The sequence below is a fragment of the Streptomyces hiroshimensis genome (assembly GCF_014650335.1).
GTDB classification, from domain to species: domain Bacteria; phylum Actinomycetota; class Actinomycetes; order Streptomycetales; family Streptomycetaceae; genus Streptomyces; species Streptomyces hiroshimensis.
This window is the reverse complement of sequence record NZ_BMUT01000001.1, coordinates 1113153-1134196: the sequence shown is the minus strand read 5'-3', so window position 1 is coordinate 1134196 and position 21044 is coordinate 1113153. Positions and strand designations below refer to the sequence as shown.

The 21044-nt window shown below is 71.8% G+C and carries 17 protein-coding genes; 10 read left to right on the top strand and 7 right to left on the bottom strand.

Features of this window, described 5'->3' with window-relative positions:
* Positions 1-9 precede the first annotated feature (9 nt).
* From IE241_RS04595 to IE241_RS04580, 4 genes are all read left to right on the top strand, one after another.
* A complete protein-coding gene (locus IE241_RS04595; RefSeq protein WP_190020241.1) occupies positions 10-807 on the top strand; it encodes a (Fe-S)-binding protein in 798 nt (265 codons plus the stop codon).
* On the top strand, positions 804-2291 hold the full coding sequence (locus IE241_RS04590; RefSeq protein WP_190020240.1) for a lactate utilization protein B: 1488 nt from the start codon (positions 804-806) through the stop codon (positions 2289-2291). Before IE241_RS04595 ends, IE241_RS04590 begins: the two co-directional genes overlap by 4 nt.
* On the top strand, positions 2288-2956 hold the full coding sequence (locus tag IE241_RS04585) for a LutC/YkgG family protein (protein WP_190020239.1): 669 nt from the start codon (positions 2288-2290) through the stop codon (positions 2954-2956). Before IE241_RS04590 ends, IE241_RS04585 begins: the two co-directional genes overlap by 4 nt.
* Positions 2957-3041: 85 nt before the next feature.
* Positions 3042-4247 carry a CaiB/BaiF CoA transferase family protein gene (locus IE241_RS04580; protein WP_190020238.1) on the top strand — a complete coding sequence of 402 codons (1206 nt, stop codon included), beginning with the start codon at positions 3042-3044 and terminating at the stop codon, positions 4245-4247.
* Here IE241_RS04580 and IE241_RS04575 read toward each other — a convergent pair.
* Together IE241_RS04575 and IE241_RS04570 are read right to left on the bottom strand one after the other, a co-directional pair.
* A complete protein-coding gene (locus tag IE241_RS04575) occupies positions 4229-5596 on the bottom strand; it encodes an MFS transporter (protein WP_190020237.1) in 1368 nt (455 codons plus the stop codon). The two genes, IE241_RS04580 and IE241_RS04575, sit on opposite strands and share 19 nt — an antisense overlap.
* A 75-nt stretch (positions 5597-5671) precedes the next feature.
* On the bottom strand, positions 5672-7489 hold the full coding sequence (locus tag IE241_RS04570) for an ABC transporter ATP-binding protein (protein WP_190020236.1): 1818 nt from the start codon (positions 7487-7489) through the stop codon (positions 5672-5674).
* 142 nt (positions 7490-7631) lie between these two features.
* Here IE241_RS04570 and IE241_RS04565 point away from each other — a divergent pair, with 142 nt between their 5' ends.
* Entirely contained in the window at positions 7632-8072 is a 441-nt protein-coding gene (locus tag IE241_RS04565) for a MarR family winged helix-turn-helix transcriptional regulator (protein WP_190020235.1), read from the top strand.
* Positions 8073-8105: 33 nt separating this feature from the next.
* Here IE241_RS04565 and IE241_RS04560 read toward each other — a convergent pair whose 3' ends face one another.
* Entirely contained in the window at positions 8106-9722 is a 1617-nt protein-coding gene (locus IE241_RS04560) for a peptide-N4-asparagine amidase (protein WP_190020234.1), read from the bottom strand.
* Positions 9723-9871: 149 nt separating this feature from the next.
* Between IE241_RS04560 and IE241_RS04555 the strand changes: the two genes are divergently transcribed.
* Positions 9872-11695, top strand: coding sequence for an ABC transporter transmembrane domain-containing protein (locus IE241_RS04555; protein ID WP_190020233.1), 1824 nt, complete (start codon positions 9872-9874; stop codon positions 11693-11695).
* Positions 11692-13473: an ABC transporter ATP-binding protein gene (locus tag IE241_RS04550; protein ID WP_190020232.1), complete on the top strand. Its 1782-nt coding sequence runs from the start codon at positions 11692-11694 to the stop codon at positions 13471-13473. The genes IE241_RS04555 and IE241_RS04550 overlap by 4 nt, the downstream gene beginning before the upstream one ends.
* 31 nt (positions 13474-13504) lie before the next feature.
* Here IE241_RS04550 and IE241_RS04545 read toward each other — a convergent pair whose 3' ends face one another.
* Complete coding sequence (locus IE241_RS04545; protein WP_190020231.1) at positions 13505-14296, bottom strand: metal-dependent hydrolase; 792 nt, start codon at positions 14294-14296, stop codon at positions 13505-13507.
* A gap of 134 nt (positions 14297-14430) precedes the next feature.
* On the opposite strand from IE241_RS04545, the gene IE241_RS04540 reads away from it, so the two are divergent.
* On the top strand, positions 14431-16944 hold the full coding sequence (locus tag IE241_RS04540; protein WP_190020230.1) for a DEAD/DEAH box helicase: 2514 nt from the start codon (positions 14431-14433) through the stop codon (positions 16942-16944).
* A 49-nt stretch (positions 16945-16993) separates the two neighbouring features.
* Positions 16994-17857 carry an acyl-CoA thioesterase gene (locus IE241_RS04535; protein WP_190020229.1) on the top strand — a complete coding sequence of 288 codons (864 nt, stop codon included), beginning with the start codon at positions 16994-16996 and terminating at the stop codon, positions 17855-17857.
* Positions 17858-17887: 30 nt separating this feature from the next.
* Here the strand turns inward: IE241_RS04535 and IE241_RS04530 are convergent, their stop codons facing one another.
* Together IE241_RS04530 and IE241_RS04525 are read right to left on the bottom strand one after the other, a co-directional pair.
* Positions 17888-18883 carry a DUF6397 family protein gene (locus IE241_RS04530; protein WP_190020228.1) on the bottom strand — a complete coding sequence of 332 codons (996 nt, stop codon included), beginning with the start codon at positions 18881-18883 and terminating at the stop codon, positions 17888-17890.
* Between the two features lie 117 nt (positions 18884-19000).
* The gene (locus IE241_RS04525) at positions 19001-19387 is read right to left on the bottom strand and encodes a roadblock/LC7 domain-containing protein (RefSeq protein WP_190020227.1); all 387 of its coding nucleotides are present in this window, start codon (positions 19385-19387) and stop codon (positions 19001-19003) included.
* A gap of 125 nt (positions 19388-19512) precedes the next feature.
* Between IE241_RS04525 and IE241_RS04520 the strand changes: the two genes are divergently transcribed.
* Entirely contained in the window at positions 19513-20154 is a 642-nt protein-coding gene (locus IE241_RS04520; protein WP_229898738.1) for a class I SAM-dependent methyltransferase, read from the top strand.
* Between the two features lie 20 nt (positions 20155-20174).
* On the opposite strand, the gene IE241_RS04515 is transcribed toward IE241_RS04520, so the two are convergent.
* The gene (locus tag IE241_RS04515; RefSeq protein ID WP_190020226.1) at positions 20175-20945 is read right to left on the bottom strand and encodes an alpha/beta fold hydrolase; all 771 of its coding nucleotides are present in this window, start codon (positions 20943-20945) and stop codon (positions 20175-20177) included.
* Positions 20946-21044 lie beyond the last annotated feature (99 nt).

The following is a 21044-nucleotide window of genomic DNA, read 5'->3' as shown; positions in this document are numbered from 1 at the left end:
GAGGGGCCCATGCGCGTGGGGCTGTTCGTGACGTGCGTCAACGACACGCTCTACCCGCGGACGGCCCGGGCGGTCGTCACCCTCCTCGAACGGCTCGGCGTGCAGGTCGACTTCCCTGCCGAACAGAGCTGCTGCGGCCAGCCCTTCTTCAACACCGGCTACCGGCACCGCACCGAACCGCTGCTGCGTCGCTACGCCGCCGCCTTCCGCGACCACGACTACATCGTCACCCCCTCCGGATCCTGCGCGGCCATGGTCCGCGACAACTACCCCCGGATCGCCGCGAAGGCGGCCGCCGAGGGACGCCCCGCAGCGGTCCCCGGGGCCGTGGCCGAGGCGGTGGCCAGGACCTACGAGCTGACGGAGTTCCTGGTCGACGTCCTCGGAGTGACCGACGTCGGTGCGTACTACCCGCACACCGTCACCTACCACCCCACCTGTCACGGGCTGCGGGTGCTCGGGCTGGGCGACCGGCCGCGGCGGCTCCTGGAGCACGTGGAGGGCCTGGACCTGCGCGAGCTGCCGGGGGCCGAGGAGTGCTGCGGCTTCGGCGGCACCTTCGCCGTCAAGAACCCCGCCGTCTCCACGGCGATGGGCACCGACAAGGCGCGCGCCGTCACCGCGACCGGAGCCCGCGCCCTGTGCGCGGTCGACAACTCCTGCCTCATGCACATCGGCGGAATCCTCGCCCGCGAGGGCTCGCCGGTCACCCCCGTGCACATCGCCGAGATCCTGGCCTGCAGCAAGGAGGAAGGCGCCGACAGGACCCGTAGCGGCGACGGGGCAGGAAGGGGAGCCGTCCGGTGACCGGCACCTATCTGGGGATGCCTTCCTTCCCGCGCGCCGCCGAGGCCTCGACCCGTGACCACCGGCTGCGCGCCAACCTCCGGCGCGCCACCCACACCATCCGCGCCAAACGCGACCGGGCCGTCGCGGAGCTGGACGACTGGGCGCAGCTGCGGGCCGCCGGTGCCGCAGTCAAGGACCGGACCCTGCGCCATCTCGACCACTACCTCCTCCAGCTGGAGGAGTCGGTGACACGGGCCGGCGGCACGGTCCACTGGGCGGCCGACGCCGCCGAGGCCAACCGCATCGTCACCGGCCTGGTCCTGGCCACCGGCGAACGCGAGGTGGTCAAGGTCAAGTCGATGGCCACGCAGGAGATCGGCCTCAACGGAGCCCTCGCGGCGGCCGGTATCCGTGCGTACGAGACCGACCTCGCCGAACTGATCGTGCAGCTCGACGACGATCTTCCCTCGCACATCCTGGTGCCGGCCATCCACCGCAACCGCGCCGAGATCCGCGACATCTTCCTCCGGCGGATGGCCGACTGGGGGCTGTCCGCCCCCGAGGGGCTGACCGACCGGCCCGCCGATCTGGCCGAGGCGGCGCGGCTGCACCTGCGGGAGAAGTTCCTGCGGGCCAAAGTGGCCGTATCGGGGGCCAACTTCGCCGTGGCGGAGACCGGGACGCTGGTCGTGGTCGAGTCCGAAGGCAACGGCCGGATGTGCCTCACCCTCCCGGAAACCCTGATCTCGGTGGTCGGGATCGAGAAGGTCGTGCCCACCTGGCGCGACCTGGAGATCTTCCTCCAGTTGCTGCCGCGTTCGTCGACGGCGGAGCGGATGAACCCGTACACCTCGATGTGGACGGGCATCACCGACGGCGACGGCCCCCGTGCCTTCCATCTGGTGCTGCTCGACAACGGCCGCACCGACACCCTCGCGGACGGGACCGGCCGCCAGGCCCTGCGCTGTATCCGCTGCTCGGCCTGCCTGAACGTCTGCCCCGTGTACGAGCGGGCCGGGGGCCACGCGTACGGATCGCCGTATCCGGGACCCATCGGGGCCGTCCTCACCCCCCAGCTCCGTGGCCTGGCCTCGCCCCTGGAGGAGTCGCTCCCGTACGCCTCTTCTCTGTGCGGCGCCTGTTTCGAGGCGTGCCCGGTGGCCATCGACATCCCCGAAGTCCTCGTCCATCTGCGGGAGAGGGTCGTGGAAGGGGGCGCCGTGACGGTCCGCGGCACCCGCACCGTCATCAAGCCGGCGAAGCGGCATGCCACCGAGCGCGCCGTGATGCGTGCCGCAGGCTGGGCCTTCGACCACCCCCGCGTGCTGCGCAGCGGCCAGCGGCTGCTGGCCCGGACCCGCGGGCTGCATCCCCGGCGGCTGCCCGGACCGGGCCGTGCCTGGTCGGACACGCGCGACCTGCCCGAGGTGCCACCCGAGTCCTTCCGCGACTGGTGGGCCCGCACCCGCGGCGGCCCCGGCCGGGGAGGAGAGCCGTCGTGAACGGCGGGACGAGCAGGGAAAGGATCCTCGGCCGGGTGCGGCGGGCGCTCGCCGACGTGCCGCCGTCGGAGCACCCGGGGGATCACCCGGTAGCACGTGACTACGCCGTGCAGCACGGCGAGCGCACGCATTCCGCGACCGTCGGCCTGCTGGCGGAGAATCTGGAGGACTACCGCGCCCGCGTCCACCGCACGGACGCGCCCGGCCTGCCCGCGCTCCTCGCCCGCCTGCTCGGCGAACGCGGCGCCCGCCGCGTGGTCGTGCCGGCAGGGCTTCCGGGCGGCTGGCTCGCCGGGGCTCCGGCCGAACTCGTCCTGGACTCGCCCGTGCTGACGGATCATGAGCTGGACTCCGTCGACAGCGTGGTGACCGGCTGTGCGCTGGCGATCGCCGAGACCGGGACCGTCGTCCTCGATGCGGGCCCGGATCAGGGGAGCCGGCGCATCACCCTCATCCCGGACCATCACCTGTGCGTGGTGCGAACCGACGACCAAGTGGTCGGCTCCGTGCCGCAGGCGATCCGGCGGCTGACCCCGGCACGGCCCCTGACCTGGATCTCGGGCCCGTCGGCGACGAGCGACATCGAGCTGGAGCGGGTCGAGGGCGTCCACGGGCCGCGCACCCTGGAGGTGATCCTGGTGGCGGGCGATCCACGCGAGCTGTGAGCTGCTGTCCATGGCCGCGACACTATGCCGTGGCCGGTCTCCGGTGTGCCGGGCTGTCCACAACCCCGGTCATATGAACTGCCTGATGGAAGGAGCCGAGTTGAAGCAGCCTCTGCACGACATCACGGTCGTCGCCCTCGAACAGGCCGTGGCCGCCCCCTTCGCCACCCGTCAGCTCGCGGACCTCGGCGCCCGTGTGATCAAGATCGAACGGCCGGGCCGCGGGGACTTCGCCCGCGACTACGACCGCAGGACGAAAGGGCTCTCCGCCTATTTCGTCTGGGTCAACCGCGGGAAGGAGAGCGTCGCCCTCGACCTGGGGACCGATACCGACCGCGCGCTGCTCGACCGCTTCCTGGCCCGCGCAGATGTCTTCATCCAGAACCTGGGCCCCGGCGCGGCCGGACGGCTGGGCCTCGGCTGCGAGGTGCTGCGCGCCCGCCACCCCCGCCTGATCACCTGCGACGTCTCCGGGTACGGCGCCGAGGGCCCGTACCGTGACAAGAAGGCGTACGACCTGCTGGTGCAGTGCGAGGCCGGGCTGGTCTCGCTCACCGGCGACGTCGCCTCCCCCGCCCGTCCCGGCATCTCCGTCGCCGACATAGCAGGCGGCATGTACGCCTACACGGGCATCCTCACCGCTCTCTACGAGCGCGAACGCACCGGCGAGGGCACGGCGCTGTCCGTCTCCCTCTTCGACGCGCTCGCGGAGTGGATGGGGCAGCCGTACTACGCAGAGGCGTACGGCGGCGCCCCGCTCACCCGCAGCGGCGCACGGCACCCGTCCATCTCCCCCTACGGCCACTATCGCTGCGGAGACGGCGGACAGGTGTTCCTGAGCGTGCAGAACGACCGGGAATGGGTGGCCCTGTGCGAACGGGTGCTGCGGCAGCCTGCGCTGATCCGTGATCCCCGCTTCGCGGACAATCCACTGCGCCGGACCCACGACGAGGAGCTCACCGGCGTCATCGAGAAGCACTTCGCCGCGCACACCGCGGACGGGGTGGTGGCCCTGCTCGACAGGACGGGCATCGCGAACGCCCGGCTGCGGACGGTGTCCGAGTTCACGGACCATCCGCAGCTCGCGGCGCGCGACCGGTGGCGCGAATTCGGCTCCCCCGCCGGACCGCTGCGCGGACTGCTCCCGCCGGTGGAGGTGAGGGGGCGGGAGGCGGCCATGCGCGCGGTACCGGCGCTGGGGGAACACACGGAGGCCGTCCGTGCCGAGTTCGCCGAGCAAGCGTCCTCTGGAGCCGACGCCTCCGGGGCGGATCAGCGGCCGGCAGGCTGAACGGAGCGGTCGAGCGGTCGCTTCGCCGTCTCCGGCAGGATCACGTAGACGCACGCGGAGACCAGGCAGAGCCCTGCCACGTACCAGGGGAACGCACCCGGGTGACCCGAATCCTTGAACCAGGTGCCGAGGTAGGGAGCCGTGCCGCCGAAGAGCGCCACGGTCAGCGAGTAGGGGAAGCCGATCCCTGCAGCCCGTACACGCGCGGGGAACACCTCGGCGTTCACGGCGGCCGCGATCGAGGTGTATCCGGTGAGCAGCACCATGCCGGCGCACTGCACGAGCAGCAGAGACGTGAAGGAGCCGCCGATCGCGTGCAGCAGGGGGACTGCCAGGGCGGCGAACCCCACCGCGAAGCCGATCAGCAGCGGTTTGCGGCCGACGCGGTCGGACAGCAGCCCGCCGAGGGGCTGGAGCGCCGCGAAGAAGGCCAGCGAGATCGTGCCCACGGCGAGCGCATCGCCCTTGTCGAATCCGGCGTTCATCTGGGCGTAGGTCGGCAGGTAGGTCGTCCAGGTGTAGTAGGCGAGGGTGCCGCCGGCGGTGATGCCGCAGATCAGGAGCGACTCACGGGGGTGCCGTCGTACGGCTTCGAAGAGGGCCGGCCGCGCGGCCTCCTTCCCCGGTACGTCGTGCGTCTCCTCGGCGCCCTGCCGGATCCAGAATCCGGCCAGGCTGATGACCGCACCGATGAGGAACGGCACACGCCACCCCCAGTCGCCCATCTGTCCCTCGGTGAGGAGGTGGTCGAGCAGTGCCGCGATGCCCGAGGCGAGGAGCTGGCCGATGGTCGTGGACACGTACTGGAAGCTGGAGAACAGCCCTCTGCGGCCCGGGCCCGCCGACTCCACGAGGAAGGTCGTGGACGCGGCGAACTCCCCTCCGACCGAGAGTCCCTGGATCAGCCGGGCGATCACGAGGACGACGGGTGCGAGGACGCCGGTGGCGGCGTAGGTCGGAGTGAGCGCGAGCAGGAGGCTGCCGGCGCCCATGAGCAGGATGGTGACAGTAAGGGCGGCGCGCCGGCCTCGCCGGTCGGCGACCGCGCCCATGAGCAGGCCGCCGACCGGGCGCATGAAGAAGCCGACCGCGAAGACGGCGAAGGTCGAGAGCAGCGGCACGAGGGAGTTGCCGGAGCCCTTGGGGAAGACCTGGTCGGCGAAGTAGACGGCCAGGAATGAATAGGCGTACCAGTCGTACCACTCTGCGGCGTTTCCCACGGACGCCGCAGCGAGCTGGCGCAGCGGGGAACGGGACGGCAGCGTGGGGACGTTCGTGACGTCGGGGGCGGCGGCGTCGGGGGCGGCGCTGATCTCGCCGCCGGCGGACAAGGGCTCGGATTGTTTCATGATCCCTTGGATCCCCCGGGCAACCCTCCCGCACACCCGTACGAACCCTCTCGGTCCGACGAGGGCTACCCGGTCTCAGGCATCGGCCGTCACGCGGTCGGCATCCTTGCGCACGAGCGCGGCGTAGTGCCCGTCCTCCGCGAGGAGTTCCTCATGGGTGCCGTGCTCGGTGACGCGACCGCGGTCGAGGACGACGATCCGGTCGGCGTTGCGGACCGTGGAGAGGCGGTGCGCGATGGTGATCGTCGTCCGCCCGGCGGAGAGGGCGTCGATGGCCTGCTGGACGGCGTGCTCGGTGCGGGTGTCCAGGGCGCTGGTCGCCTCGTCGAGGATCAGCACAGGAGGGTCGCGCAGGATCGTCCGGGCGATGGCCAGACGCTGCTTCTCACCGCCGGAGAAGCGGTAGCCCCGCTCACCGACGAGGGTGTCGTACCCGTCGGGGAGGGCGGCGATGTGGTCGTGGATCTGTGCGGCACGGGCCGCCGATCTGATCTCCTCGTCCGTCGCCTCGGGCTTGGCGAAGCGAAGGTTGTCCGCGACGGAGGCGTGGAAGAGGTAGGTCTCCTGGGAGACCACGCCGACCGCCCGGGCCAGGGTGTCGAAGTCGAGGTCGCGGACGTCGACCCCGTCGAGCAGGACGCGGCCGCCGGTGACGTCGTAGAGGCGGGGCACGAGGTAACTGAGCGTGCTCTTGCCCGAGCCGGTCGGTCCGACGACGGCGAGGCTTCCGCCGGCCGGCACGGTCAGGTCGATCCCGCTGAGCGTCGGGGCCGAGAGTTCGCGCGAGCCCGGGGCGTCGTAGGAGAAGGAGACCTCGTCGAAGCGCACTTCGCCCCGCACCTTCTCCAGGCGCACCGGCTTCTCCGGCTCGGCGATGTCCACCGGGAGGTCGAGGTATTCGAAGATCCGCTGGAAGAGCGCGAGGGAGGTCTGCATCTGCACGCCCGTGGACAGGAGCTGGACAGCGGGCCGGAACATGCCCTGCTGCAGGGAGACGAAGGCCACCAGGGTGCCGATGGAGATCCCCGGACCGCCCGTCTGCAGGGCGATGCCCGCGGCCCAGTAGATGACGGCGGGCATCGCGGCCATGACGATGCCGATGGTGGACATCCGCCAGCGCCCGGCCATGCTCGCCCGCACCTCGAGGCCGACGAGCCGATCGGACTCCTTGGCGAAGCCCTGGGCCAGGGAGTCGGCGCGGCCCATCGTGCGGCCGAGCAGGATGCCACTGACGGAGAGCGACTCGGTGACCATGGCGGCCATGACCGCCATCTGTTTCTGCCGCTGTGACGTGATCTTCTTGCGCTCGCGGCCGACGCGGCGGCTGATCGCCACGAACACCGGCAGCAGGAGCAGCGAGACGACAGTCAGCCGCCAGTCGAGGGCGAGCATCGCGACCACGGTGGCGACGACGCTGGTGAGGTTGGAGACGAGCGAGGTGGCCGTGGAGGTGACGGTGGCCTGCATGCCGCCGATGTCGTTGGCGATGCGGGACTGCACCTCGCCGGTGCGGGTGCGGGTGAAGAAGGCGAGCGGCATCCGCTGGAGGCGGTCGTAGACGGCGGTGCGCAGGTCGTGCATCACGCGCTGGCCGACGGTCGTGGAGAGCAGGGTCTGCACGACGCCGAAGACGCTGTTCACGACTGCGGCGACGATCATGCCGAGCGCGAGGAGGCTCAGCAGCCCCGTGCGCCCCTGGGGGATCGCGGTGTCGAGGACCTCGCGCAGCATGAACGGCGAGGCGACGGAGACGAGCGAGGAGGCGGCGACGAGCAGGCCGACAAGGGCGAGCCTGCCTCGGTAGGGGCGGAACAACCGGAGGATGCGACGCACCTGTGCGGGCTGCTCCGGATCAGCGGGCGGTGGGGTCCAGTTCTCTTCGTCGTGACGCATGGGCTCCTGGTTTTCAGAGACGGGCTGTCTTCGGACGGTGGTGTCTCAGAGGCGGATGCCTCAGAGGTGGAACGGTCGATCACCGAGCTTAGCTCACTGTTACCTAAGCTCACAATGAATTCCGTCCTGGTAACCTCTGATCATGACCGCCCCCGACACGTCCGGACAGCTCGCCGAGCAGCTGCTGCGTCTCACCCGCAGGCTCCACCGGGCCCAGAAGCACTATCTGGACCCGGTCGGGATCACCCCTGCCCAGTCACGGCTGCTGCGCACCGTCGCGCACTACGACCACCCTCCGCGGATGGCCGATCTCGCCCAGCGCCTGGAGGTCGTGCCGCGGGCCGTGACCACCCTCGTCGACGCCCTGGAGGCGGGCGGCTCGGTGTGCCGGGTGCCGGATCCGTCCAACCGCCGGGTCATCCGCATCGAGCTGACGGACGAGGGCCGCAGGATCCTGAGGAAGCTCAGGGAGGCCCGCCGGGCGGCCGTGGAGGACGTCCTCGCACCGCTCTCGGCGGAGCAGCGCGAGCAGCTCGGCAGCCTGCTGGACGAGCTGATGGCCGGTCCGGGCCCCGCCTGCTGAAGGCGCGGGCCCGGCACGCTTCCGCCAGGAGGGTCAGCAGGAGCGCCTGTCCTCCGTCAGCTCTCCCTGGGCGGTGGCCAGGGTCCGGTCGTAACAGGTCCCGGGGCCGAGGAGTCGGTAGCGCTCACGCGAGACGCCCGTGGCGTGCCGCTGGTCCCTCGGGACGTTCTGGTTGTACGCCGCGTCGCCCGTGTAGCCGTCGTCCAGCAGCGACCACCCGATCCGCTTGCCGGCGCGCAGGGTGACGTTCTCGGAGCGGTCACCCATCGTCATCACGGTGCGCAGCCGGTCGCCCGCGCCGATGCTGATCTCGCCGTCCATGCTGTAGACCCGGTGGGCGCGGGTCGTCGTGGCGGGTCCGTGGCCGGCCACCGTGACGTTCTCGTCGTCGGTCCAGCGGGCCAGGAGGGCGTCCTTCGACTCGCCGTCGGTCCAGCTGTGGGTGGACGCGGCGGCAAGCGAGCGGGTGACGGTGGTGGTCACCCTTCCGTGCGAGGTGTCGATGTAGCCGGCGACCTTCAGGGAGTGCCCGCCGTCGGCCTTCAGCCGGTGCTCCGTGCCCGGTTCGTAGGTGGCCGTGTTCGCGGGCGCACCCGCCTCGTGCGTGGTCAGGGCCCCGGTGACCTGCGTCGCCTTGGAGTCCTGCCAGACCAGGATGTTGGTCGGGGTGCTCCAGCCGCTCTGGCCCTCCGGCACGCCGGCGACCGAGATCGTGATCCGGTGCGGCCTGCCGTCGTTGAGCTGCCCGGCGAAGGGGGTCAGGTCGTACTCCACCGGCCGTACGTCGAAGGCCCGCGGGCCGGGAATGACGTACCACAGGAAGGGGTTGGACCAGCCGCCCGTCCATACGGTGGGGAAGGGTGCGGCGATCCCGGCGAGTTTGCCGTCCACGGACACCTGAACCTCGCGGTAGGGGCCGTCCTTGGCCTTGCACGAGTACGGTGCCGCGTCCGGCACGGTGAGGTACCAGAACTCCTCGCAGCCACCGCCCGAGCCGGTCGCGTACACCTCCGCCACGATCCGCTCGCTGTTGCGCGGCGTGGTCAACAGCCCTTCATAGGACGTACCCACGTTGTGCGCGCCGTCCAGGGTGAGCACCTTGTCCGGCGTATGTGCCGCCCCGGCCCGCCCCTCGGCGGCGTAGAAGGTCAGCGTCGCCTTGACCTTGATGACACCGGTGTAGGTCTCGTTCACCAGGTTGCCGATGAGCATCTCGACGGGCTGCTTGTCCCGGAAGGTGGCCGCGTAGCGGGTGACGTCCTTCTCCACGTGCCAGGTGATGCCCTCGGGAGAGGGCTCCGGGGTGGAGGTGCGCAGGACTTCCACGCCGCCGACCTGCAGATAGCCGAGGCGGTCGTACTGCCGTCCGGCGACGGCCCCGTCGAGCCGCAGGACGACCTTGTTCCAGCGGTCGCCGCAGCCCTTGGGCGGTATGTAGGTGCTCTTGTAGGGCGTGTAGTCGCGGAACTCGGTGTCGGCGAGCGTGGCCGTGCACGACGTGGTGCCGGGCGTGGCCACCGGCGGGCCGGCGGTGATCGGGTCGTGCCAGTCGGTGCCGAACTCGGTCGGCGGGCCCGCGGCCACGGCGGGGCCCATGCCCAGCACCAGACCGGTGGTCGCGGCGCACAGCGCGAGAAACAGTCGTCTCATGGGGCAGGAGTGAAGCGGTTCGTACTCCAGTGCGCCAGAGCCCCTTTGGCCTGATCCGACGCCGGAGTGTGAAAACCGGTTGAATGCGGCACTGCAGTGGCGCGAACCTTTCACAACTCCTGCCGGCTCGCCCGCACCCCTGGGATGACATGCAGATCCGCGACCTTCCGTATACCGATCCCGGCCGTCCCGACACCGGATCGGGACCGCGATTACTGCTCTGGCTCGGACGGAATCAGCTGGCCGGCCAGGCGAAGGCCATGGCATGGGGCGTGGTGCACATGGCCGCCGTGGCCGCGCTGCCGGTGGCCCTCGGCATCGCCGTCCAGGCCGTGGTCGACCGCTCCGGCGCCCGGCTCGCCCTGGCGGGCGGCCTGATGGTGCTGCTGGGCGGCCTCGTGGCGCTGGGCGACACGATGCTGCACCGTACGGCCGTCACCAACTGGATCACTGCAGCGGCGCGTGTGCAGCAGCTTCTGGCCCGCAAGACGGCCGAGTTGGGTGCCACGCTGACCCGTCAGGTCGCGGCCGGCGAGGTCGTCGCGGTGTCGACGGGGGACGTCGAGAAAATCGGCTGGTTCGTGGAGGCGCTGTCACGCTTCGGCTCCGCGCTGTTCACGACGCTAGCGGTGTGCGTGACCCTGGTGGTCTACCAGCCGGCCCTGGGCACGGTGATCGCGCTGGCGGTGCCCGCCCTGGTCCTGGCCGTGCTGCCCCTGCTGCCGCCCGCGACGAGGCGCGCCGACGAGCAGCGTGAGAAGGCCGGGTACGCCACGGAGCTGGCCTCAGACACCGTGGCCGGGCTGCGCGTGCTGCGCGGCATCGGCGGCGAGGAGCTGTTCCTGGACCGCTACCGGCGCGCCTCCCAGGAGGTGCGCCGGGCAGCCGTGCGCAGTGCCCGGATGTGGGCGCTGATCGCGGCGGTCCAAGTGCTGCTGCCGGGGCTGCTGCTGATCGCGGTGGTCGGCTACGGGGTCGGGCTGGTGGAGGACGGCCGCGTGGACGTCGGTGAACTGGTCACCGTCTACGGCCTGGTCACCTTCCTCCTCTTCCCGCTCAGGGTGTTCGAGGAGATTGCCATGGCCTATTCCTTCTCCCGGCCGTCCGCGGCGCGTGCGGCCCGCGTGCTGTCGCTTCGGCGTACCGCACGGGCCGGGGAGGGCGAAGGACCCGCGCAGATGCCGGCAGGCGACCTGTACGACCCCGAGAGCGGCCTGGCGGCGCCCGCCGGCCGACTGACCGCAGTGGTGTGCGGCGACCCCGACGCGGCCGGACGCCTGGCCGACCGGCTGGGCGGCCACGCCGCGGCCGGTGCCGGGGAAGCGCCCTCCGCGCTGCTCGGCGGCGTCGCGCTGGACGGGCTGCCGCTGGAGACGGCCCGCACCGCGGTGCTCGTCCAGGACAAGGACCCGGTGCTGCTGTCGGGGACGCTCGCCGAGCTGCTGGACGTGCCCGCCTCCGGAGCCGTCCCGGCCGAGGCCGCGCTGGCGGCGGCACAGTGCGGGGACGTGCTGACCGCTCTCGCACAGGCCTCTCCGGACGCCTCCGGAGATCCCATGCGGACGCGGATCACCGAGCGGGGGCGTTCGCTGTCGGGAGGGCAGCGGCAGCGGCTGGCGCTGGCCCGGTCGCTGGTGACCGATCCGCAGGTGCTGGTGCTCGACGAGCCGACCTCGGCGGTCGACTCGCACACCGAGGCCCGGATCGCCGACGGGCTGCGGGCGCTGCGGCAGGGCCGTACGACGGTGGTGTTCTCCTCCAGCCCCCTGCTGCTCGACCGGGCGGACCGTGTGGTGTTCGTCCAGGAGGGCCGCGCAGTGGCGGTGGGAACGCACCGCGCCCTCCTGCGGGACGACCCGGCGTACCGCGCAGTGGTCACGCGGGAGACGGACACCGGCGCGCGGCCGGCGGGGGAACTGGACGCGGAGCTCACCGAGCTCGGCGAGAGCGAGCAGATCGAGGAGTCGGCATGATCGGCGTGGCACCCCCGGCGCACGACCCCGCGGCGCCGGAGTCGGCGACCACTCTCCCGGTGGCCGCGCCCGCGACCGTCCGGGCCTACGTGCGCATGCTGCTCCGCAGACACCGCAGGGCGTTCGTCCTGCTGGTGGCGGTGAACGCCGTCGCCGTGACCGCCTCCATGGTGGGCCCCTACCTGCTGGGCGGCATGGTCGAGGACCTGGCGGCGAGTGCGAGGGAGGTGCATCTGGGGCGCACGCTCTCGCTGTTCGCCGTCGCTCTCGCCGTGCAGACCGTCTTCGTGCACATGGTGCGGCTGCGCGGGTCGGTGCTCGGCGAGGAGATCCTGGCGGATCTGCGCGAGGACTTCCTCGTGCGGTCGGTGGGGCTGCCGCCGGGCGTCCTGGAGCGGGCGGGCACCGGTGACCTGCTGTCGCGGATCACCACCGACATCGACCGGCTGGCCAATGCCATGCGCGAGGCCGTGCCCCAGCTGGCGATCGGTTTCGTGTGGGCGGCGCTGCTGCTGGGAGCGCTGACGGTGACCGCGCCGCCGCTCGCGCTGTGCGTCCTGGTCGCGGTGCCGGTGCTCGTCATCGGCTGCCGCTGGTACTTCCGCAGGGCGCCGGCCGCCTACCGTTCGGAGGCCGCGGGGTACGCGGCGGTCGCGGCGTCGCTCACGGAGACCGTCGACGCGGGGCGGACCGTCGAGGCGCACCGGCTGGGCGAGCGGCGCGTGGCGCTCTCCGACCGCCGGATCACTTCCTGGACCCAGTGGGAGCGGTACACCCTGTGGCTGCGTTCGGTCCTCTTCCCCGTGATCAACGTGACCCACTCGCTGGTCTTCGGCTCCGTGCTGATCATCGGCGGTGTCTTCGTGCTCCGGGGCTGGGTGTCGGTGGGACAGCTGACGACCGGCGCGCTGTTCGCGCAGATGCTCGTCGAACCGGTCGGCCTGATCCTGCGCTGGTACGACGAGCTCCAGATCGCGCAGGTGTCGCTCGCGCGGCTCGTGGGGGTCCGTGAGATCGGCACGGGCGGCGCCGACGACGGCACGGAGCCCGTGGGCCGGGAGGTACGGGCGGACGAGGTGCGGTTCGGCTACCTGGAGGGGAACGACGTCCTGCACGACGTGTCCCTGGCGGTCCGGCCCGGCAGCCGGGTGGCGCTGGTCGGGCCGTCCGGCGCGGGAAAGTCGACACTGGGCCGGCTGCTGGCCGGGATCTACGCACCGCGCTCGGGCGCCGTGACCCTCGGCGGCGCGGAGCTCGCGCGGATGCCGGCGGAGCGGGTGCGCCGCCATGTGGCCCTGGTCAACCAGGAACACCACGTCTTCGTCGGGTCGCTGCGCGACAACCTGCTGCTGGCGCGGACGGCGGCCGAGGACGGCGAGCTGTGGTCCGCTCTGGGCGCGGTGGACGCCGACGGCTGGGTACGTGCGCTCGAGGCGGGGCTGGACACGGAGGTGGGTTCGGGCGGGCTCGCGCTCACCCCGGCCCAGGCACAGCAGATCGCTCTGGCCCGGCTCGTTCTGGCGGATCCGCACACGCTGGTGCTGGACGAGGCGACGTCCCTGCTGGACCCGCGTGCGGCCCGGCACCTGGAGCGCTCGCTGGCGACGGTGCTGGAGGGCCGCACCGTGGTGGCCATCGCGCACCGGCTGCACACCGCCCACGACGCGGATGTGATCGCGGTGGCGGAGGACGGCCGGATCTCCGAGCTGGGCAGCCACGACGAGCTGGTCGCCGCGGGCGGTACGTACGCGGCGCTGTGGCGCTCCTGGCACCGGTGATCGCGGTGGGCGGGGCCGGGTGCCGCCGGGGTCAGATGAACTCCAGGGCGCCCAGCCCGCCCAGGCCGCCGAGGACCAGGAACGCCGGCATGAGGACCTTGAGCTCCACCCAGCTGCCCGCCCGGAAGCGCATGGCCTTCGGCGGTCCGATGGGATACCAGCGCTTGCGGCCGATGGGTATGGGCCACAGGATCGGGCAGCCGGAGACGGTGAGAGCGTCGCCGATGTCGTGCACGAGGGCGCCGAGGACGATCGGCAGGCCCAGCCACAGGTACTCCTGCCCGGGGTCGGAGAAGAGCCAGCCGGCGCCGTTGCCCGGCTCGTTCAGGACGCCGGCCAGTATCCAGGCGCTGGTGGCGCCGAGGAGCCAGACCAGGACGTCGCTGGAGGTGCGGGCCGCGCGCCACAGGAGTCCTTCGACGGCGAGCACCAGGTGGACGAAGAGGATGCCGAGCACGGCCCAGCGGCCGCCGGTCATGGCCAGCGCCGAGGTCCCGCCGCCGATCAGGACGGCCCACAGCCAGGTGTGGGTGAGGGTGCGGTGGCCGCCGTTGCGGCGCGGGTCGCCGTGTCCGCGGGTGGCCTTGTAGACCGAGTGCGAGAGCTTGTCGATGATGCCGCACAGCGCACGCGATATCGGGCCGAAGGCTCGCGATATCGTCGCCGACTTGTGGTCGAGGTCGGGGGCGAGGGCCGCTCCGGCGCAGATCAGGGCGCCGACGACGAGCACCGGCCAGGGCATCGGGTGGCCTGCGGCGGCCACGGCCGCTCCCACTCCCAGCCAGGCGGCCGCTCCCGAGAGCGAGTGCGCCGGTCCCATCATGGTCGATTCCCCTCCTCGTGCCGGTCGGCCCCGGCTTTTCTGACACGGGGTCGGCGACTCAGCGTAGCGTCCGGATGATCACCATTCGACCGGCCGGTTCCCTGATCCGGCCGGGGGCCAGGCAGTATGGAGGGGTGACCCTTATCGATCAGATGCCGAGCCATGCCGACCCCGATGCCCTTTTCGAAGCCTTCTCGACCTGGGCCGAGGAGCGGGGCATCTCGCTGTACCCCGCGCAGGAGGAGGCGCTGATCGAGGTGGTCTCCGGGGCGAACGTGATCCTTTCGACGCCCACGGGTTCCGGCAAGAGCCTCGTCGCGGCCGGAGCGCACTTCACCGCGCTCGCCAACGACCAGGTGACCTTCTACACCGCGCCCATCAAGGCGCTGGTGTCGGAGAAGTTCTTCGACCTGTGCAAGATCTTCGGCACGGAGAACGTCGGCATGCTCACGGGCGACGCCTCGGTCAACGCCGACGCGCCCATCATCTGCTGCACCGCCGAGGTGCTCGCCTCCATCGCACTGCGGGACGGCAGGGACGCCGACATCGGCCAGGTCGTGATGGACGAGTTCCACTTCTATGCGGAGCAGGACCGGGGCTGGGCATGGCAGATCCCGCTGCTGGAGCTGCCCCAGGCGCAGTTCATCCTGATGTCGGCCACTCTGGGTGATGTGTCCCGGTTCGAGGAGGACCTGACCCGCCGCACGGGACGCCCCACGGCCGTCGTCCGCTCGGCGACCCGGCCCGTACCGCTGTCCTACGAGTACCGCGCGACGCCGCTCACCGACACCCTCACCGAGCTGCTGCAGACGCAGCAGTCCCCGGTCTACATCGTGCACTTCACCCAGGCCGCGGCCGTGGAGCGGGCGCAGGCGCTGATGAGCATCAACATGTGCTCGCGCGAGGAGAAGGACGAGATCGCCAAGCTCATCGGCAACTTCCGCTTCACCACCAAGTTCGGCCGGAACCTCTCGCGCTACGTCCGGCACGGCATCGGCGTGCACCACGCGGGCATGCTGCCCAAGTACCGCCGGCTGGTGGAGCGGCTCGCGCAGGCGGGCATGCTGAAGGTCATCTGCGGCACGGACACCCTCGGCGTCGGCGTCAACGTGCCGATCCGCACGGTGCTGTTCACCGCCCTCACCAAGTACGACGGCCAGCGGGTGCGGACGCTGCGGGCCCGGGAGTTCCACCAGATCGCGGGCCGCGCCGGGCGGGCCGGATTCGACACGGCCGGGTTCGTCGTCGCCCAGGCCCCCGACCACGTCGTGGAGAACGAGAAGGCCCTGGCCAAGGCGGGTGACGACCCCAAGAAGCGGCGCAAGGTCGTCCGCAAGAAGGCTCCCGAGGGCTTCGTCAACTGGAACGAGAACACCTTCGAGAAGCTCATCGCCTCCGAGCCGGAGCAGCTCACCTCCCGCTTCCGGGTCACCCACGCGATGCTGCTGGCGGTCATCGCCCGCCCGGGCAACGCCTTCGAGGCGATGCGCCGCCTGCTGGAGGACAACCACGAGCCGCGCAGGAACCAGCTGCGGCACATCCGCCGCGCCATCGCGATCTACCGCTCCCTGCTGGACGGCGGCGTGGTCGAGCGGCTCGACGAGCCCGACGCCGAGGGCCGCATCGTGCGCCTGACCGTGGACCTGCAGTCGGACTTCGCGCTCAACCAGCCGCTGTCGACGTTCGCGCTCGCCTCCTTCGAGCTCCTGGACCCGGAGTCGCCCTCCTACGCCCTGGACATGGTCTCGGTCGTGGAGTCGACGCTGGACGACCCGCGGCAGATCCTCGCGGCGCAGCAGAACAAGGCCCGCGGCGAGGCGGTCGCCGCGATGAAGGCGGACGGCGTCGAGTACGAGGACCGCATGGAGCGGCTCATGGACGTCACCTACCCCAAGCCGCTGGAAGAGCTGCTGACCCACGCCTACAACCTCTACCGCAAGAGCCACCCCTGGGTCGGCGACCACCCGCTGTCGCCGAAGTCGGTCATCCGCGACATGTACGAGCGGGCCATGACCTTCACGGAGTTCACCTCCCACTACGACCTGGCGCGGACCGAGGGCATCGTCCTGCGCTACCTCGCCGGGGCGTACAAGGCGCTGGACCACACCGTCCCCGACGACCTGAAGTCCGAGGACTTCGAGGACCTGATCGCCTGGCTGGGCGAGATGGTGCGCCAGGTCGACTCCAGCCTGCTGGACGAGTGGGAGCAGCTGGCCAACCCCGAGGAGGAGACGGCCGAGCAGGCGCAGGACCGCGCCGACCAGGTCAAGCCGGTCACGGCGAACGCCCGCGCCTTCCGGGTGCTGGTGCGCAACGCCCTCTTCCGCCGGGTCGAGCTGGCCGCCCTCGACAAGGTCGGAGAGCTCGGCGAGATGGACGCCGAGTCCGGCTGGGACGAGGACCGCTGGGCCGAGGCCATGGACGCCTACTGGGACGAGTACGACGACCTGGGGACCGGGCCCGACGCGCGCGGCCCGAAGCTGCTGCGCATCGAGGAGAAGCCGGAGGACGGGCTGTGGCGGGTCCGGCAGACCTTCGCGGACCCGGGTGGCGACCACGACTGGGGCATCACCGCCGAGGTGGACCTCACCGCCTCCGACGAGGAGGGCCGCGCGGTGGTCCGCGTCGTGGAGGTCGGTCAGCTGTAGCCTCCGAGGCACGGCCCACGCGTCGGGCCCCGGCGGCGAAGGAGGCCCGATGACCACACCGACCGACCGTCTGGTGGGTTTGCTCGACCTGGAGCGGATCGACCTGAACATCTTCCGGGGCCGCAGTCCCGACGAGTCGCTGCAGCGCGTGTTCGGCGGGCAGGTGGCCGGGCAGGCGCTGGTCGCGGCCGGGCGGACCACCGATGGTGACCGCCCGGTCCATTCGCTGCACGCGTACTTCCTGCGCCCCGGGCGGCCGGGGGTGCCCATCGTGTACCAGGTGGAGCGGGTGCGCGACGGCCGCTCCTTCACCACGCGGCGCGTGGTGGCCGTCCAGCAGGGCCGTACGATCTTCAATCTCACCGCCTCCTTCCATGAACCCGAGCCGGGCTTCGAGCACCAGGTGCCCATGCCGGACGTGCCGGCGCCCGAGGAACTGCCACGGCTCGCCGACGAGATCCGCGACCGCCTCGGCGAGCTGCCCAGCGCCCTTCGCCACATGGAGCGCCGGCTGGCTTTCGACATCCGCTACGTGGACCGGCTCCGCTGGACCCCGCAGGAGCTGGCGGACACCGAGCCGCGCAGCGCGGTGTGGATGCGCGCGCTGGGGCCGCTGGGCGACGACCCGCTCGTGCACACCTGCGCCCTCACGTACGCGAGCGACATGACGCTGCTCGACGCCGTGCGCATCCCGGTGGAACCGCTGTGGGGGCCGCGCGGATTCGACATGGCCTCGCTGGACCACGCGATGTGGTTCCACCGGCCCTTCCAGGCGGACGAGTGGTTCCTCTACCAGCAGGAGTCACCCATCGCGACGGGCGCCCGGGGCCTGGCCCGTGGTCAGATCTTCGACCGCGAGGGCCGGCTGCTGGTGTCGGTGATGCAGGAGGGCCTGTTTCGCAAGGTGGGCTGAGCACCGGCAGAGCCGGACCCGGCAGGGCGTTCACATGATGCGGCGCAGCCGGCGCAGCCACCCCCGCAGACCCGCCGGAGCCGTCGGTGCCGCCGTGGGCGCCCCTGCCGCCTGTCCCTCTGCCGGCTCCCCTTCCGGCCCCTGCTCCTGCACTCGCTTCAGTGCCTGCTCCGGCTCCGGTCCCTGCCCACGCTCCGGCTCCGGCTCCCGCTCCCCCTCCGGTTCCACGACAGCCCAGGCCACGTGCCCGGCAGGCCTCGGCGCCGACCGGGCCGCACGGGCTGCGTCCAAGGCCAGGGCGAGCCGCTCCCGGTGGCGCCCGATCTCGTCGGCGTCGACGGCGAGCGTCACCGTCGCGATGACCTCCCGCGCCGCCGCCGAGTCCGAGCGGAAGCCGGCGATGTCCGGGCGCAGCGAGCTCACGTACGCCCGCTCGTAGGCGTCGGGTACGGCATCCGCCAGTTGGTCGGGGGCGAGCACGGCCGCCACGACCGCCGCGCGCTCCCAGGGATCCGCCGTCCGCCCGGACAGCTGGTCGAGCCGCCGGGCGCGCCAGCTCCGGGCCCGCTGGTCCTCACGCCCCTCCAGCTCCAGGCGGAGCCCGGGATCCGTGCGTCCCGTGAGGAGCCCGGGGTTGGCGTCGGCGAACTCCACGAGGTCGGCGGCCAGATAGTGCCAGACCACCGCCCGGTAGCGATTGACGTAGAACCTCACCGGCGCGAAGCAGCCCGCTCTGGCGAGGCGCGCGAAGCGGGCAGGGCTCACCCCCATCAGCTGGGCGGCCTCGGCCGTGCCCACCGCCCACAGACTGTTGCGCAGGGCTTCGGGGAATCCCGTGCCGGACCTCACCCGCTCGATCTCCTCGCGGGCGACCCGCGGCCTGCCGCCGACGACGGACACCGTCCGCACATGCCCCAGCTGCACGGCCAGTTGGAACTCGCGGGGCTTCAGCCCCAGCTCCCGCGCCGCTCTCCCGCAGGCCACCGTGGCCGTCGTACCCCGCTCCCGGCATTCCTGCACCGCCATGGAACCCTCCCCCGTCATCCGCTCGATCACTGACAGTGACGACGATAGCGACGGAGTACGACAGCGCGTCCGGCCTGTGGATAACTCTCCCGGCGCGCCCGACTCTGCTGACTCGCTCTATTGCCTGGCCTCGACGCCCAAGTGCTCGCCGACGCGGTTGACCAGCAGCGTCATCTCGTAACCGATCTGGCCGATGTCGGCCTCCGCTCCCCCGAGGACGCACAGACAGCTGCCGTCGCCCGCGGCCGTCACGAACAGCACGCCTTCGTCGAACTCGACCATCGTCTGCCGCACCCGGCCCGCACGGAACTGGCGTCCCGTGCCCTTCGCGAGGCTGTGCAGCCCGGACGCGACCGCGGCCAGGTGCTCGGCGTCCTCCCGTTGCAGGCTCGCGCTGGCCCCCGTCACCAGCCCGTCGTTGGAGAGCACCAGTGCGTGCCGTATGTGCTCGATCCGCTCGGTCAGGTCGTCCAGCATCCAGTCGAGCCCCTTGCCGACTGTCATGTCCCGCCTCCCCGTTCCGCTGTTCCCCGTAACTGCCGTGCCAGCCTTGCTCACCCGCGTGCCGTCGGCAACCCGTCCCGGCCCGTCGGCACGGGTCCGTGCGCAAGTTGGCACATGATGGGGACATGGCACAGCAGATGACCAGGGAACAGTGGCGGGATCCCGCCCACGTGCAGGAGTTCTTCACCGAGCGGGCGGGCGACTGGGACGCCCGCTTCCCCGATGACGGACCCGCCTACGACGCCGCCGTCGCCGATCTCGGGCTGCGCCGCGGCGACGTGGTCCTGGACGCGGGATGCGGTACCGGGCGGGCGCTTGCCGCCCTGCGCGCCGCGGTCGGCCCACAGGGCGTCGTGCTCGGCGCGGACCTCACGCCCGCGATGCTGGACGCCGCCGTGCAGGCGGGCCGGCACCTCGAGGGCCGGCTGCTCCTGGCCGATGTCACCAGGCTGCCGCTGCGCGACGGTTCGCTCGACGCCGTCTTCGCCGCAGGGCTCATCTCGCACTTGGCGGACCTGGTGGCGGGCCTGCACGAGCTGGCCCGCGTCGTACGGCCCGGCGGGCGGCTCGCGCTCTTCCACCCCATCGGGCGCGCCGCGCTCGCCGCCCGCCACGGCCGTCAGGTGACGCCCGACGACGAGCGCGCCGAGCCCAACCTGCGCCCCCTGCTGGCGCGCGGCGGCTGGCACCTCGACTCCTACACGGACGAGGACACCCGTTTCCTGGCGCTCGCGAGCCGGGCGGACCGGCCGGAGCCGACGGCATGAGAGGCAGCGGGTAAGGAGCGTCAGGACGGGAGCAGGGACCGCGCGGCGACCGCTTCGACGAAGGCGGCGGGGTTGTCGAACATCATGTTGTGCCCGGCACCGGGCACGGTCTCCACGGTCACCCCGGAGGCCTCCAGCTCTTCGCGCCCCGGCAGCTCACCGCTGAGCTCCCCCATCAGATACGTCCGGGGAATGGTCATCTCCTGCAGCATGCGACGCATCGTCGGCCGGGTCCCGCGCACCAGGCCGATCGCGCTGCGGTGCAGGGCGGTGGGGTCGGCGAGCCGCATCGTCGCGCGCCACAGCGGCCCCACCCGCTGCAGGGTGTCCGTGAATCCCCCGCCGTGGACGAAGCCCTCCTCCGTATAGGAGGCGATGCCGCTGCTGCCGGCCGTCCGGGGCGGATCGGGGTCGAGGTTGGCCTCGGCCAGGACCAGCCGCGAGACCAGCTCGGGCCGCCGCGCCGCCAGCACGACGGCGACGGCTCCGCCCATGCTGTGGCCCACGACCTCGGCCCCCTTGACCCCGGCCGAGTACAGGGCCGCCGCCACCGCGTCGGCGTGCTCCTCAAGCGTGTAACCGAAGTCCAGGGGGCGGTCGCTGATGCCGTGTCCCGGCAGGTCGACAAAGAGCGAGCGCCGGTCGGACAGCGCTGCGGCGGCGGCGATGTGCGCGTGGTAGACGGCCGAGGCCGACCCCAGCCCGTGGAGGTAGACCCGCGCGGGGCCGCCTCCGGAGGCCTCGGTCCATCGCACACAGGCCCCCGTGGATCCGAACTCCGCCTGTCGCATGCCCTTCTCCCCTCCAGCGATTCCGTACTGGATCATCACCATACATCGATCTCGATGTACCGCCATAGCGATGTACACCGGCTGTCGGGTTGAATACCG

Excerpts from the sequence above, each read along its gene's own strand:
- IE241_RS04565 (WP_190020235.1), top strand. The coding sequence starts at position 7,632 with ATGACCGCCCCCGACACGTCCGGACAGCTCGCCGAGCAGCTGCTGCGT.
- IE241_RS04570 (WP_190020236.1), bottom strand. The coding sequence starts at position 7,489 with ATGCGTCACGACGAAGAGAACTGGACCCCACCGCCCGCTGATCCGGAG.
- IE241_RS04515 (WP_190020226.1), bottom strand. The coding sequence starts at position 20,945 with ATGCGACAGGCGGAGTTCGGATCCACGGGGGCCTGTGTGCGATGGACC.
- IE241_RS04545 (WP_190020231.1), bottom strand. The coding sequence starts at position 14,296 with ATGATGGGACCGGCGCACTCGCTCTCGGGAGCGGCCGCCTGGCTGGGA.
- IE241_RS04555 (WP_190020233.1), top strand. The coding sequence starts at position 9,872 with ATGCAGATCCGCGACCTTCCGTATACCGATCCCGGCCGTCCCGACACC.
- IE241_RS04530 (WP_190020228.1), bottom strand. The coding sequence starts at position 18,883 with ATGGCGGTGCAGGAATGCCGGGAGCGGGGTACGACGGCCACGGTGGCC.
- IE241_RS04535 (WP_190020229.1), top strand. The coding sequence starts at position 16,994 with ATGACCACACCGACCGACCGTCTGGTGGGTTTGCTCGACCTGGAGCGG.
- IE241_RS04525 (WP_190020227.1), bottom strand. The coding sequence starts at position 19,387 with ATGACAGTCGGCAAGGGGCTCGACTGGATGCTGGACGACCTGACCGAG.
- IE241_RS04560 (WP_190020234.1), bottom strand. The coding sequence starts at position 9,722 with ATGAGACGACTGTTTCTCGCGCTGTGCGCCGCGACCACCGGTCTGGTG.
- IE241_RS04575 (WP_190020237.1), bottom strand. The coding sequence starts at position 5,596 with ATGAAACAATCCGAGCCCTTGTCCGCCGGCGGCGAGATCAGCGCCGCC.
- IE241_RS04595 (WP_190020241.1), top strand. The coding sequence starts at position 10 with ATGCGCGTGGGGCTGTTCGTGACGTGCGTCAACGACACGCTCTACCCG.
- IE241_RS04580 (WP_190020238.1), top strand. The coding sequence starts at position 3,042 with ATGGAAGGAGCCGAGTTGAAGCAGCCTCTGCACGACATCACGGTCGTC.
- IE241_RS04550 (WP_190020232.1), top strand. The coding sequence starts at position 11,692 with ATGATCGGCGTGGCACCCCCGGCGCACGACCCCGCGGCGCCGGAGTCG.
- IE241_RS04520 (WP_229898738.1), top strand. The coding sequence starts at position 19,513 with ATGGCACAGCAGATGACCAGGGAACAGTGGCGGGATCCCGCCCACGTG.